Source organism: Reichenbachiella agariperforans, from assembly GCF_900142205.1.
Taxonomy (GTDB): Bacteria; Bacteroidota; Bacteroidia; order Cytophagales; family Cyclobacteriaceae; genus Reichenbachiella; species Reichenbachiella agariperforans.
Genome location: NZ_FRAA01000002.1, coordinates 500975 through 513781, shown reverse-complemented (window position 1 = coordinate 513781; position 12807 = coordinate 500975). Strand labels below are relative to the sequence as shown.

Sequence of the window (12807 nt, the reverse complement as noted above, 5' to 3'; positions counted from 1 at the left end):
GTGAAAAAATCTGTAAAAGTCATATCGATAATTTTAGTCATTCTCGTCGGTGTAGTGGTTCTACAAGATTGGGTGGTTAACGTTATTTTTCACGATAGAATACTCACAGAAATAGAGTTGCTACTCAATGAGAATATCGAGTCTCAGGTTAGCTTTAAAGATGCGAGGCTTTCTACGCTTAGGAATTTTCCTACGGCGACCATCACCGTGGACTCTTTGGTGATCAGCGAGGGTAGTCATCGTATATTGAGTGCTAGTGAAATCGCCTTACAGTTGAATCTATTCGATCTTTTGGAAGAGCATTATATTTTTAATCGTGTCGAGTTGGACGGGGCGGAGTTTAATGTCTTTATAGACTCTCTCGGAGGTAAGCACATGATCAAAGGGACGGCTCATCCCGATAAGGCGAGCAGAGCGTTTATGCTCCATATACCAGAGATCAGCATTGTAAATGCTAGCATTATCGTAACGAATGCGTTCAAAAAGAACCATATGAGAATCTCTATCGATGAGGGGTTGTTCAACATGAGATCGAGTAGTGATTTGATCTCTTTTGAAGGGGATGCATTAGGCACCTTAGACACGCTCGTTAACAAGGGGAAACTGATGGTCACGGATGTGAAAGTAGCAGCAGAGAACTCGGCGTTTAGGATCGGGCAAGTAGATAGACGAAATTTCTTCGACGGGGTACTCAAGCTGGGCGAAGCACATGTAAAAGTCGACGGGGTGCTCAAGCCAGTCTCTAATGGCAACATCATGGACGTCACTCTAGAAGGTGCTGAAGCTGATCTGAACAACTATCTGGCGTTGATTCCGAACATGAAATCTTTCCATTTTAAACAGACTAATCCAGACGCGAGGCTTACATTTAGATTAAAGGTGACGGGCTATGTGGATCCTGTGTCTTATCCTAGTATGGATATGGATTTTAAACTCAACTATGCCAATTTCGCCAAAGTGGGCAGCCCCTATGTCATCCGAGATGTCTATATCAATGGAGCTTACTCTAATGGGGAGGAAAAAGGGCCTAAGACGAGTTATCTCGTGATCAAAAACGGTGAAGCGCGCATAGAAGAAAGCTTTGTGCAGTTGTTTGGGAGCTTGGTGAATTTTGAGGATCCGATGATCGACCTTGATTTGCAGACCGAACTGAACCTAAAGGAACTGAATGAAATATTTACACTACCTAAGGTAGCTCATCTGGAGGGGTTGGTTCGTGTCAAGATGGATTTGGAAGGGAAGCTATCGGATAGAGAAAATTTCACCGACATGAGTACGCGTCATTTTAATGGGCTGATTGAGTTCATTAATGTGAATGGTGCGGCAGATTCGTTGACTTTTGTGATGAATGATTTGAATGGTAAGGTCGAAGTGCTAAACGAGAACATTCGTTTCGATCACATCCGCGGAAAACTTAACGGTTCAACTTTTGGTCTGAATGGGCTGGTAGACAATTTTTTTCCGTTGATCAATGATTCGTCAGCGAATATATCGCAGGCAGATTTAGTGATTGACTTGGATGAGTTTGATATCCCTAAGACACTCAAAGAACCTGATCAAATACCAGATACGTTGGGCTTTGATTATTCTTTCTTCCCTAAAAACCTAAACCTAGGATTGAAACTGAGCTCTAAGCGAATAGGCTTTGGAGATATTAATATCGAGCGCGTCACGATGGGCGTGAAGATGAACGCTGACTCAGTGTTGCTGCGGAGGTTCCATTTTTGGTTTCGCAATGGTGAGATTCGTATGAGAGGCGCTGGACATTTCAAGAATGGCATCAATGTGAGAAACGGAGTGTCCTTTGATGCAGACTTTCGCTATCTCAATATCGACACGCTCATGACTCAGGCACTGCCCAAGTCTGCCAAACCCAAAGAAGGATTTTCTATTCCAGAGAATCTCTACTTACTGGCTAATATCGATGTGGACAAACTCATTTACCATGGGAAAGTTTTTAATCATATTGATCTCATGGCAACCTATAAACGGCATAACTTAAACATAGATCATATCAATGTGGGCTTTGATTTTGGGAGACTATCATCGGCTTGGAAGATCAGTGAGCTTGATACTAAACCGGTTTTGGACGGTCATGCTCGGCTGACACTTGACACGGTGGATATTATCACGATGAGAGCATACTATGCCGACCTGATTCCTAAGAAGGATAGCGCGAAAGAAAAAAAAGCGCGAAAATTTGAGATTAAGGATGTTGACATCCATGTGAGTTCGCCGATGATTAGACACAAAAAGATAGCTGTGACAGATTTTGTTACAGACCTAGTGTTATACAATGAAAACATGAAACTGACCCAGGCGAATTTTGGATTGTTTGGTGGTGAGTTTAAGCTAACTGGCTTGCTCGAACATAGTGACACCGTACATGTCATGAGTACTGCTCGACTATCAGCGAAGAACATCCATGCGAGTCAAGTGGTGGCATCACTACCTAATACCGAAAACATGATAAGTGCAGATCATGTCAAAGGCATACTGGAGGTAGATGGTTTGCTGATTTTGAGCTATGATGAGAATCTAGTACATCAGCAAAAGGATATGATAGGTCGTATAAAACTGAAGTTAGATGATGGTGAGTTGATTGATTTTAAACCAATTACCCATTCGCTGAAATTTCTCAAAAAATCTACGCTGGATACCATTTTCATGGCGAACCAAGAGATAGATGTGCTTTTTCACAATGATGAAATCCTTGTGCCGAGCACTGTATTCTCATCTAATGTCACCAATATCGAGTTCATGGGCTATCATAACAATGAAGTCAACCTAGGGTTTAACCTGCGTGTAAGTGTCAGTGATTTGCTCAAGCCTGAGAAAAAGAAGAAAGCCAAAGTAGGTGCTCGTGCTGCAGTGAAGGGAATCAACTATTACCTCAGTGCACGTACCATAGACGATGAGCTAAAGGTAGACCCGTTGAAGCGCAAGGAGTATTTTTGGCATCAAAAATTGCTCGATACCCGATACAAACAAATCGATGTAATCCTCAATTACAAACTAGAAACCTACCGTGCCCAAGGAATTACTCTTCCTTAGGCACTTGCGAGACATCTAGCTTTTTGCCATTGGCTTCTACTGCTGAGACGCTAAAAAAACCGAGAGCTTCTTCCGTTGAGCTTTCGTCTGTATTTTGAATATTGCCGTAGGTATTGCTGAGTGGCCCAGCGAATAGTGCGCCGAAACCTCCTGGGATATTGGTGTTTGAGATCAGAATCTGCAGGTATTCAAAGGCTTCATTGGAGATAGAATAGATTTCTACATACAAAGAATCCCCATCTGCATAGGGAGATTCGAATTCAGCATCGTCATCACCGAAGGAGTTGACGGCCTGCCTGATCGGCTGGATGAAAGGCGTTCCGTCTCCATTTCCTGAGCCGAACGCAGCATCATACGCAAGGTTGATTTCGGATGGTTGGCTAAGAAACTCCGTGTTTTTGTAGGCTTTGATCCAATACGTGTCTCCCTCTCCTACGGGATCGGTGGACCAGAATTCGCCGAGATAAAACTCCTCTTCCTCCCCAAATCCACTGAAGGTATCATACGTGAATGTCACACTATCGATGACTGGGACACGGTTCATGCGAGAGGTCGCAGTGAAAGTCTCTCCCTCTCCGCTCACCGTGAGTACAAAATCATCACCTACCTGCCCAAAACCTGCGGGATAGGTGTAGACGCCATCTTCTGTATGAGTAAAAGTGACGGTTGTCGCAGGGCTACCATAGGACACTTGCACGATCGCATCATCTACCCCCACGATTCTGGTCTCATCAAAATAGGGTTGTGTTTTAGATATCGTGATCTGTTGCTCCGACGATTTGTTGTCTATGAAGGCATCTATGACTAGTATCGGATCTTTGTCTTCCAGTGTCGGGTAGATCTGATCATCACAGGATACCCAAGTTAAAGCGAGGAGTACGAGGCTATATTTGATTATATGATTCATCGGGATTAAAATCTAAAGTTGTAAGAAATAGATGGAACAAAGCTGCCTACGATAGAGACCTGTCTAGCCTGCGTCTCTGCCAATGATCCGGCTTGAGGTTTAGTATCACTTTGGGTAAAGTAGATAGAGAACGGATTTCTGCGGCTATAGACGTTGTAGACTGAGATGACGAGTTCGCTATGAAATTTCTTCTGCTTGACTAGTTTTCCGAGTTCTATCGTCGCGCCCAAATCCAGTCTGTGATAATTCGGTATACGGACATTATTTCGTTCGTCGTTGTTGTTGTGTGGTACGACATAGGACCCTTGGATCACGTATTTGGAGTTCGGGTAGGTTGTCGGTGTACCTGATAGGAAAGTGAAATTGGCAGAAACTGTCACACGGCGGGTGACGTCATAGAATGCTGCTATTTTGAAATTGTGCAGTTGGTCGTAGCGTGTTGCGTACCATTCGCCACGGTTGATTCCATCCACTTGTAGCTCTGTCCTTGCTAGTGTGTAGCTAACCCATCCAGAGAGTCTGCCAGTATTCTTTTTGAGCATCAGCTCTAGTCCATAGGCACGGCCGTCACCACTCAGTAGGTCTCCTTCGATTTCTTCGTTGATGAGCAATTCTGCACCATCGATGTAGTCGATTTGATTCTTGGTTTTTCGGTAGTAACTCTCGATGGACAGTTCATAGTTGTTTTCTGGACCGAGATTTCTAAACCAGCCTATCGCTACCTGATGACCGATCTGTGGTTTGATGTTGTTGCTGCTAGGCGTCCAAACGTCGAGCGGGTTCGAGGCAGTTGTGTTTGAGATCAGATGGATGTACTGCGTGGTTTTGTTGTAGCTGGCTTTGATACTGTTTTGCGAGTTGATCAGGTATTTGGCAGAGAGCCTTGGTTCGAAGTTGTCATAGTTTTGGATGATTTCCCCTTTGTTATACTCTTTTACTTCCTCTAGTGGTTTTCGCTTGCCTGCGAGGGTGTCACCATAGAAGTACGCTTGACCTGGACCGACTAGCGAGTAGTTAGAGTACCGGATACCATATTCGACCTGGAGTGACTTTCCTATTTTTTGGTTGTTCGATAGGTAAAGTGCTGTTTCGAAGGCATACTTGGGGTCTAAACTAATGTTTTGTGATTGCCCTTCGCTCACGATGGTAGCGTTTGCTGGATCGAACTGCTGTACAGCGATTTCTCCACCAAATGCCAGCTCGTTGTTGGGATTCAAGAAAAAACTGAATTCGGGCTTGAAGTCATAAGTCCTGATTCTAGAGTTCCAATCGAACTGATCGTCTGCATCCTCACCAAAAGACAAGAGGTAGTCATAGTCACTGAAGAAGGTGGTGAAATTGGCAAATAATCGGTCACCAAAGATATGGTTCCACCTAATGGTCGCGGTTTTGTTCCCCCAATTGAAACCCTGTTGCTCATCAAATTTGAAATTGTCTCGACCGAGGTATCCTGAGACAAAGACACGATTGTTGTCATTGATGTTGTAGTTGGCCTTGGCAGTGAGATCGTAGAAGTTGAGCGCGGCACCCCCATCGAACACATCGGTGAACGGCCTAGCAAGCACATCGATATAGGAGCGACGGCCTGCTATGACGAAGGAGGCTTTGTCCTTGACGATGGGGCCTTCTAGTGCCAGTCGGCTAAAAATGGTTCCGATTCCACCCTGTCCATGAAATTCTTTGTTGTTTCCCTCCTTCATCCTAATGTCCAATACCGAGGCGATACGTCCACCGTACCTTGCAGGAATCCCCCCTTTGATCAGGTTCACGTCTTTGACTGCATCTGGATTGAACACCGAGAAGAATCCCAAAAGGTGAGAGGAATTATACACTGGAGCTTCATCTAGCAAAACCATGTTTTGACCAACACTACCCCCACGAACATTGAACCCAGAAGCACCCTCACCGACCGTACTGACACCCGGGACGAGTTGCAAACTACGTATCACATCTGCTTCGCCTAAGAAGGAAGGGATTTTGGTGATGGTTTCTATGTCTAGCTTGTTGCTACTCATCTGCATGTCTGTGACATTGGCATCTGCAGCATCTGCGCTGACGACTACTTCTTCTAGCTCTTGACCACCACTGGATAGTTCTACGTCGATACGCTGATTGCCTTGGGTCAGGTCTACCATTTGCGTCGTGTTGTCATAGCCGATGTAGCGGACTTCCATCTGGTAGGTGTCCGCTGGGAGAGTGAGCGAATAGAAACCGTAGACGTTGGTCACGACCCCTTTGGAGGTGCCTTGGATTAGGACTGTTGCTCCGATGAGCGTTTCGCCATTGCTGGCGTCTTTGATATATCCACTGATGGAATAATCTTGAGCATGGCTAACTAGCGCCCACAGCGTTAGCACGTGAGCCAATAGAAGTCTTTTCATTCTGAGATCAGATTAATGAATAGGTTATGAAATGCGAATTTAGATAGTCTTTTCAGAATCAAAGTGTAAAGACACGGAACTTTGATTCCCTATTAAGATGCAAAAAGGGAAGAAAAGGTTGCGTTACTAGAGGTTAAATTCTTGTTATTTTTTTGACTCTGTTTAGAGAACTGGACATAGTCAGCCATGGGGAGTGCCGCGATGGCCTGGCCGACTACCTCTAGCGGGAGATTTTCTAGTTTTTTGAAACGCACACAGCACTTGCCCATGTCTAGTTTTTTATCCGTAGCGAGGTAGTCTTTCTCAAAACGTTCTTTTAATGTTTTGTCACAGTAGATACCGTTTAGGTAGACTGCCATGTGGTTTTTTTGAGAAGCTAGTGCGGCATAAAGCAGGGGCTTTTTGTTGTAGGTGTCAGGGTAGACAGAGAGCGGCACTTCGTAGGAGATCATGCCCCAGTTCATGGTTTCGATATAGCCGGCAGGTAGGTTTTCTAAGATCGTCTCTCGCACGGCACTTATTTGTTCCCTTCGATCGTCTGGTAGTTCTTCCAAGTATTCTGTGACGGTTTTTGCTTTGCTTTGCATGGATTCGGTGTATCAGTGTTTCCTGCTAGTAATTTATCAGTTTATCACGTGATTTTATTTTAAAATAGCCTTAGATTGTTAGGATGTAGGTATAAGTCAACCACTTTGGGTTAATTTTACCTATCGGATAATATTGACCAGAAAAGCAAAGAATGGCAAAGGAACTAGAACATGCGGAGATGCTCTCCATGGAAGAATTTGGAATATTGTGTTTCACCAATTCTTTCTATCTGGATGACGAGCTGAACAACAAAATAGAAGTTGTGATGACTTCTAAGCCTACTTATTTTTGGATTCCTGTGCTGTCTCATCTTATTAGATCTACAGACCTGTCCAATGAAGACATCAAGGTGTTTATCGAGCTATCGCTCAATTCATTGATGACCAAAAACGAAGTGCGATGGAACAACCGAGCACTAGGGATAGAGGGGATGCTCGCAACGCTGGAGTCTGTGCTATTCTACACCTCTCGTATTAAGTTCAATAATCCAGTACTGGAGCATCAGAGTTTGGTGGGATCGTTCATCGATGAGATTTTAGAAAGACTGGAGTCTCATGGGCTGATCGAGGATCATAATATCGAAATGCTGAACGGGTCTCCTAGTGTGATGATGGGGTTGATGCCACTGGGATTCACCAAAAGGACACGTCTAGGAGAAGAAATCTATCTCAAGCTCGTCAGTAAGTTTAGGAAAATGGAGCTGCAAAATGAGATAACAGGTGCTCCTCTAGAAAATCACTATCGCCTCAACCTACTTTGGGAAATCTTCAAAAAGAGTCTCTTTACCATGGAAGAGACCTATGGTCCGACTAAGAAAAAGTCTAAAAAGTAATGAGCGCTTGTGTGACAGGAAAAAACTGCTACCATTCTCAGGCCGAGGGTGAGCAAGCCTTGATCGAAAACAGAATTCGCTACCATCATAGTGATGATGCAGGCCCGCAGAATATCTACCTATGTGATGACTGTGGTTCTTATCATTTTACTTCTCGTGGACCGATGAACGAGGTGCTCCGAGATCAACTCGACTACATCAAAAAGCAACGGGTGGCGAGAGATTGGGAGTCCCGATTGCGATAATTGCTCTCCCCTAAAACCATTATTTTTTCTGTGTAACGGAAGTTTGTCTAGCGTAAGTCCCTAAAAATTAATATTTTTAGTAATGAACGAGTTCTTGGACAAGCATGGGTACCGGATATTCGAAGGGGATTCCTTTTTTATGATTAGACATAAGTCGGGAACAGCAGGCTGTGTTCATCTCATTTTTGGGTCGATTATTTTTGCCTTAATTCTCATCTCTTTTTTCTTGTTCTATTTTATGAACATTATGGCAGTTGGCATCTTTACGGTTCTAGCTTTGATCCTTTATTTACTAGAATTAGGGCGTAGGCAGCGAGATGTCCGAAAACTGCTTATAGATATGGATAAGCGGAGATTTCAGCTTAGGCATGGCAAGAAGGAATCCAATTATAGTTTCGAGGGGGTATTTAGTGTAGTGAGTACGACCGAGCATATCGGTGGGTATGCCTCTTCGGATCGAGATACGACCGAGGAGTACAAGCGTGAAATTAATGTCTTGTTCAAAGATGGGTTTGTTTTGACGGTGTTTTCGTATATCTCAGACTACAAGTCGGACGAGTTAGAGGCCAAAGATTTGATTGATTGGTTGGAGAATCTGGTAGAGACCTGATCTATTTGTTAACCGTATGATAATACTGAAGCGCTAACTCTAGTATTGATATTGCCGTTATTACATCCAGAAAACAATGGCAAGTCCATTGTCAAAGTCACAGCGGCTGTGGCCAAGTATAATGCAGACAGTCGCGAACAGGGTTTTACCAATAGGACGCCCTAAGGAAGCTGGTTTTTATACCGGCTATTTTTTTGTCCATACTTCGTTATTTTAAAACCTATCTTTGCCATTCACAAACAACAGTACAGTGGCTACATTTTTAGAATTAGGCGTATCTAAGGATCTCGTGAAGGGATTGAAAGAACTAGACATCATTACTCCATCCGAAATCCAAGAGGCAACTATTCCAGCCTTGATCTCAACACCCATGGACTTCATTGGTCAGGCACAGACCGGTACAGGCAAGACCGCTGCTTTTGGTCTTCCCCTCCTGTCCAACATTGACCCCAAAAACGATAAGGTACAGGCACTCATCCTGTCCCCTACGCGTGAACTATGTCAGCAGATCGCCAAACAGCTGTTCAAATTCACTAAGTACACCGACAAGGTGTTCATAGAATCGGTCTATGGCGGAGCTAAGATCGACGAGCAGATCAGTCGTCTACGTCGACCGACACAGATCGTCGTAGCGACCCCTGGCCGATTGGTTGATTTGATCGGGAAAGGCGCGATCAATCTGAGTCAAGTTCAAACTGTCGTACTGGATGAGGCAGATGAGATGCTTAGTATGGGGTTCAAAAAAGAATTAAATCAGATCTTAGACGTAACTGCTGGTGAGCGAAACATTTGGTTATTTTCGGCGACCATGTCTCCTGATGTGAAAAAAATTATTTCCACCTATTTATCTCAAAAAGCGATGAAAGTGGAGTTCAAAAAGAAAAGCCTCGTCAACGAGAGCATCGAACATAACTATGTGGTCACCGAAGTACCACAGAAGCTTCAGGTTTTGCTATCCTTCCTCAACTCACAGCAGGCCAACCGTGGGCTGATATTTTGTAATACCAAAGCTGTCGCACAGACTTTGTCCAAGCAGCTACTTGCTAAGAACATTCAGACAGCGGCACTAGAAGGCGATATGAAGCAAAAAGAGAGAGACAAAGTGCTTCGTGCTTTCAAAAATGAGGCAGTGCAAGTACTGGTCGCGACGGATGTAGCAGCCCGTGGCATAGATGTCAAAGATTTGGCCTATGTGGTGCACTATCAGGTGCCACAGGATCTGGAGTATTTCATACACCGAGCGGGTCGAACAGGTCGTGCAGGTAAGAAGGGACTCTCGCTTTGTATCATTGAGGAGAAAGAGCAGAAGACCATTCGTTTCCTCGAAAAGGAACTCAAAATCAAAATGCAACGCATCAAAGATTAAATTCTTAAGCTGAGGTTTTCAACTATTTATAACAAAGACTCTCCATTGAGATCAGTGGTGAGTATCTCACTCATGTAGTCAAAGAAAGGGCGCATGTGCGTGAATTGTTCGACGATCAGTTGGTCAAAATCTGTACGCATGGCTTCTTCATCGGTAAACTTATGTTGGATAAGAAACTGTTTGTAACGTAGTAGTTCGATGGCATTATCCTCTGGGTCAAACCCTCTTGGAGAGGTCTTGAGTTGTGTGCCGAGAAGCTCACCGAACTGGCTCTGAAATGCATTGGAATTTAGTATGTCTCGGAGCGGTTCAGGGTCTTGTTGGATTTGTTTGCGGATTTGTAGTAGATCCTCAGCACTTGGGCTCCAGAAACCGCCAATTACGAAAGTATTACCAGGTTCGAGATGGTAGTAGTATCCGCCCCGACGTTCTGCCGACGCTCTTTTGAAACTCCCACCGAAGTGTGTACTGTAGGGTGTTTTGTCCTTGGAGAACCTTACATCGCGGTAGATTCTGTGTAGACTTTTTTTACCTGTTGGAGTTTCTAGGTCGTCATGTATGGTCAGGCCTTCGAGTACTCGATCAGCCAGCTTGATGACCTGCTGATGCACCGCGAGGTATTGGTCCTTGTGGGCATTGAACCAGTCACGGTCATTGTGTTGTCGGAGTTGGGATAGAAAACCGAAGGGAGCGAGTAGTAAAGGTTCTGTCATGAATGGAAAGTTTGTATAGGGTTTGAGATTACTTATACTGTGTTTGGATCAAATGGTTTTTCATTTTCCCTCAACGAAGCTTTATCTGCAAGATGTAACTAATTGGGATTCAAAGCGTATATTTGTTGCAACAATGATGGTATGAAGATAAGCGACGAGATAAAAACAAACTTCAAGGACAACAGCCACATGGCGATTGTCAATGTGATGTACACGGCCAATTGGCTGAGAGATTTGAACAAAGAAATCTTGAAGGAAGACAAATTACTGCCTCAGCACTACAACGTCCTGCGTATCGTCAATGGTAGACATCCCGAACCTACTTGCCCCGGAGACATCAAGAAAGTCATGCTCGACAAAGGGCCAGATATCACACGACTCATCGACAAGCTGGTCAATATGGGGCTACTCGACCGATGTCTCAATGCCGAAAACCGCCGAAGTATGGATATTACTATCAGCGAACTCGGGCAGACCATCCTCAAAAAATTAACCATAAAAATGGACAAAGTGCGCCAAAAGCATTTTGGTCTGACGGAGGATGAATCCCTCCAACTCAGTGAGCTACTCGACAAGGCCAGACGATAGTCAGGTAATCTGGTTATCCTAGTTCGCCTTTCTTTTAAACCCATCATAAACCGCTAGTTTTGCCACATGATAGATCACAAAAAATTAGGTAACTGGCCATTTAACCCTAACAAATGGCCATTCTATTATGGATGGATGATCATCTTCGCTGGGACGTTCGGGATTACGATGAGTATCCCAGGTCAGACGATGGGTGTATCGACATTCACCGATAGCCTGATCGATGTGATGGGTATGAGTCGCACCCAACTCAGTTTTGCCTATATGTGTGGCACGGTGCTCAGTGCATCTATGCTGACTTGGGTAGGTAGAAAATATGACAAATACGGTGCGCGACGAGTTGCACTGATCTCAACGCTTGGGCTAGGTATCGTACTGATCTATCTCAGTCAGGTAGACAATATCCAATCTTACCTAGGAGGTAATACTTCCACAGTTGTGATGAACTTTGCGATCATGGCTTTTGGTTTTTTTACCCTGCGGTTTTCAGGTCAGGGCGCGTTGACTTTGGTCTCCCGAAACATGATGATGAAATGGTTCGAAAAGCGCCGAGGGTTTGCGATGGGCTTTAGCAATGTTGCGACCTCATTGACTTTTGCCTCCGCACCAGTGTTTTTCGAGATTCTGATACAGCGATATGACTGGGATGGGGCTTGGATGATACTGGCGGTGATCACGGGAGTGGTCTTTCCATTTTTTGTGTTGGCCTTCTTTAGAGACAGCCCTGAAAACAGTGGATTAAAACCCGATGGCCATTATATTGAAAGTGCCAAAAGCAAAGCCAATCGGTTTCCAGTGGTTAAGGAATATAGCCTCCCTGAGGCGCAGCGGACAATTGCGTTTTGGGTCTTTTCGATGATGCTGGCTATGCAGGCTTTGTATTGGACGGGTGTGACTTTTAATATCGTGTCGTTGTTTGAGCACGCGAGTTATGATCGTGAGACGGCTGTGTCTATTTTTTTACCATCCTCGGTTATCGCCATCGTCGTGACCCTGTCCGTGAGTAGTTTGAGTGATTTTATCAAACTGAAATATTTATTGTACATCATGGGAACTAGTGCTTGCATTGCACTGGTCGGGATGATCTATTTGGGTCAGTGGCATGTAGACATCTGGTTACTGGGCACTATCGATGTTTCGTTGAGTACTATGATACTGGGCAATGGCATCATGATGGGTTTGTACAGCGTCATCTTGTCTGTAACCTGGCCTAGGTTCTATGGTCGGACGCACTTGGGAGCGATCTCTGGACGCTCGATTACTTTTGTGGTATTGGGTAGTGCGATAGGACCGATATTGTTTAGCGAATCCTTGGCATATTTCGGCAACTATGAGGGAGCTGGATGGGTGTGTTTGGCACTGTTCTTTGGACTGACGATAGCCGCTATCTGGGCCAACAATCCACAGGAAAAATACCGAAAGGGTTAGGTATCAGTTCGCTTCGTGATGTACAACGCACGACATACGTGATAAATGATTTGGGGGTGACAGCCTAGCTGGTTGTCACTTAGGTGATTGACCAA

At 44.5% G+C, this 12807-nt stretch carries 11 protein-coding genes; 7 read left to right on the top strand and 4 right to left on the bottom strand.

Annotated features, from left to right (window positions below; translation table 11 throughout):
- Complete coding sequence (locus BUB99_RS08575) at nucleotides 1-3054, top strand: AsmA family protein (protein ID WP_073121489.1); 3054 nt, start codon at nucleotides 1-3, stop codon at nucleotides 3052-3054.
- On the opposite strand, the gene BUB99_RS08570 is transcribed toward BUB99_RS08575, so the two are convergent.
- From BUB99_RS08570 to BUB99_RS08560, 3 genes are all read right to left on the bottom strand, one after another.
- On the bottom strand, nucleotides 3041-3961 hold the full coding sequence (locus tag BUB99_RS08570) for a DUF4249 domain-containing protein (protein ID WP_073121486.1): 921 nt from the start codon (nucleotides 3959-3961) through the stop codon (nucleotides 3041-3043). The two genes, BUB99_RS08575 and BUB99_RS08570, sit on opposite strands and share 14 nt — an antisense overlap.
- Nucleotides 3962-3966: 5 nt before the next feature.
- Nucleotides 3967-6342: a TonB-dependent receptor gene (locus BUB99_RS08565; protein ID WP_073121484.1), complete on the bottom strand. Its 2376-nt coding sequence runs from the start codon at nucleotides 6340-6342 to the stop codon at nucleotides 3967-3969.
- Nucleotides 6343-6434: 92 nt separating this feature from the next.
- Nucleotides 6435-6929, bottom strand: a complete 495-nt coding sequence (locus BUB99_RS08560; protein WP_073121482.1) for a DUF1801 domain-containing protein — start codon at nucleotides 6927-6929, stop codon at nucleotides 6435-6437.
- A 152-nt stretch (nucleotides 6930-7081) separates the two neighbouring features.
- Between BUB99_RS08560 and BUB99_RS08555 the strand changes: the two genes are divergently transcribed.
- The 4 genes from BUB99_RS08555 (at nucleotide 7082) to BUB99_RS08540 (ending at nucleotide 9983) form a co-directional block, all read left to right on the top strand.
- Complete coding sequence (locus BUB99_RS08555) at nucleotides 7082-7762, top strand: hypothetical protein (protein ID WP_073121480.1); 681 nt, start codon at nucleotides 7082-7084, stop codon at nucleotides 7760-7762.
- Nucleotides 7762-8007, top strand: coding sequence for a hypothetical protein (locus tag BUB99_RS08550; protein WP_073121478.1), 246 nt, complete (start codon nucleotides 7762-7764; stop codon nucleotides 8005-8007). Before BUB99_RS08555 ends, BUB99_RS08550 begins: the two co-directional genes overlap by 1 nt.
- Before the next feature lie 82 nt (nucleotides 8008-8089).
- A complete protein-coding gene (locus tag BUB99_RS08545; RefSeq protein WP_073121476.1) occupies nucleotides 8090-8617 on the top strand; it encodes a hypothetical protein in 528 nt (175 codons plus the stop codon).
- Nucleotides 8618-8867: 250 nt separating this feature from the next.
- The gene (locus BUB99_RS08540; protein WP_073121807.1) at nucleotides 8868-9983 is read left to right on the top strand and encodes a DEAD/DEAH box helicase; all 1116 of its coding nucleotides are present in this window, start codon (nucleotides 8868-8870) and stop codon (nucleotides 9981-9983) included.
- Between the two features lie 26 nt (nucleotides 9984-10009).
- Here the strand turns inward: BUB99_RS08540 and BUB99_RS08535 are convergent, their stop codons facing one another.
- Complete coding sequence (locus BUB99_RS08535) at nucleotides 10010-10696, bottom strand: DUF2461 domain-containing protein (protein WP_073121474.1); 687 nt, start codon at nucleotides 10694-10696, stop codon at nucleotides 10010-10012.
- Nucleotides 10697-10837: 141 nt separating this feature from the next.
- Here BUB99_RS08535 and BUB99_RS08530 point away from each other — a divergent pair, with 141 nt between their 5' ends.
- Together BUB99_RS08530 and BUB99_RS08525 are read left to right on the top strand one after the other, a co-directional pair.
- Nucleotides 10838-11284, top strand: coding sequence for a MarR family winged helix-turn-helix transcriptional regulator (locus BUB99_RS08530; RefSeq protein ID WP_073121472.1), 447 nt, complete (start codon nucleotides 10838-10840; stop codon nucleotides 11282-11284).
- 66 nt (nucleotides 11285-11350) lie between these two features.
- Nucleotides 11351-12712 carry an MFS transporter gene (locus tag BUB99_RS08525; protein ID WP_073121470.1) on the top strand — a complete coding sequence of 454 codons (1362 nt, stop codon included), beginning with the start codon at nucleotides 11351-11353 and terminating at the stop codon, nucleotides 12710-12712.
- The last annotated feature ends 95 nt before the right edge of the window (nucleotides 12713-12807 follow it).

Coding starts and splice junctions, on each gene's coding strand:
- BUB99_RS08565 (WP_073121484.1), bottom strand. CDS start 6,342: ATGAAAAGACTTCTATTGGCTCACGTGCTAACGCTGTGGGCGCTAGTT.
- BUB99_RS08530 (WP_073121472.1), top strand. CDS start 10,838: ATGAAGATAAGCGACGAGATAAAAACAAACTTCAAGGACAACAGCCAC.
- BUB99_RS08560 (WP_073121482.1), bottom strand. CDS start 6,929: ATGCAAAGCAAAGCAAAAACCGTCACAGAATACTTGGAAGAACTACCA.
- BUB99_RS08570 (WP_073121486.1), bottom strand. CDS start 3,961: ATGAATCATATAATCAAATATAGCCTCGTACTCCTCGCTTTAACTTGG.
- BUB99_RS08535 (WP_073121474.1), bottom strand. CDS start 10,696: ATGACAGAACCTTTACTACTCGCTCCCTTCGGTTTTCTATCCCAACTC.
- BUB99_RS08545 (WP_073121476.1), top strand. CDS start 8,090: ATGAACGAGTTCTTGGACAAGCATGGGTACCGGATATTCGAAGGGGAT.
- BUB99_RS08525 (WP_073121470.1), top strand. CDS start 11,351: ATGATAGATCACAAAAAATTAGGTAACTGGCCATTTAACCCTAACAAA.
- BUB99_RS08550 (WP_073121478.1), top strand. CDS start 7,762: ATGAGCGCTTGTGTGACAGGAAAAAACTGCTACCATTCTCAGGCCGAG.
- BUB99_RS08555 (WP_073121480.1), top strand. CDS start 7,082: ATGGCAAAGGAACTAGAACATGCGGAGATGCTCTCCATGGAAGAATTT.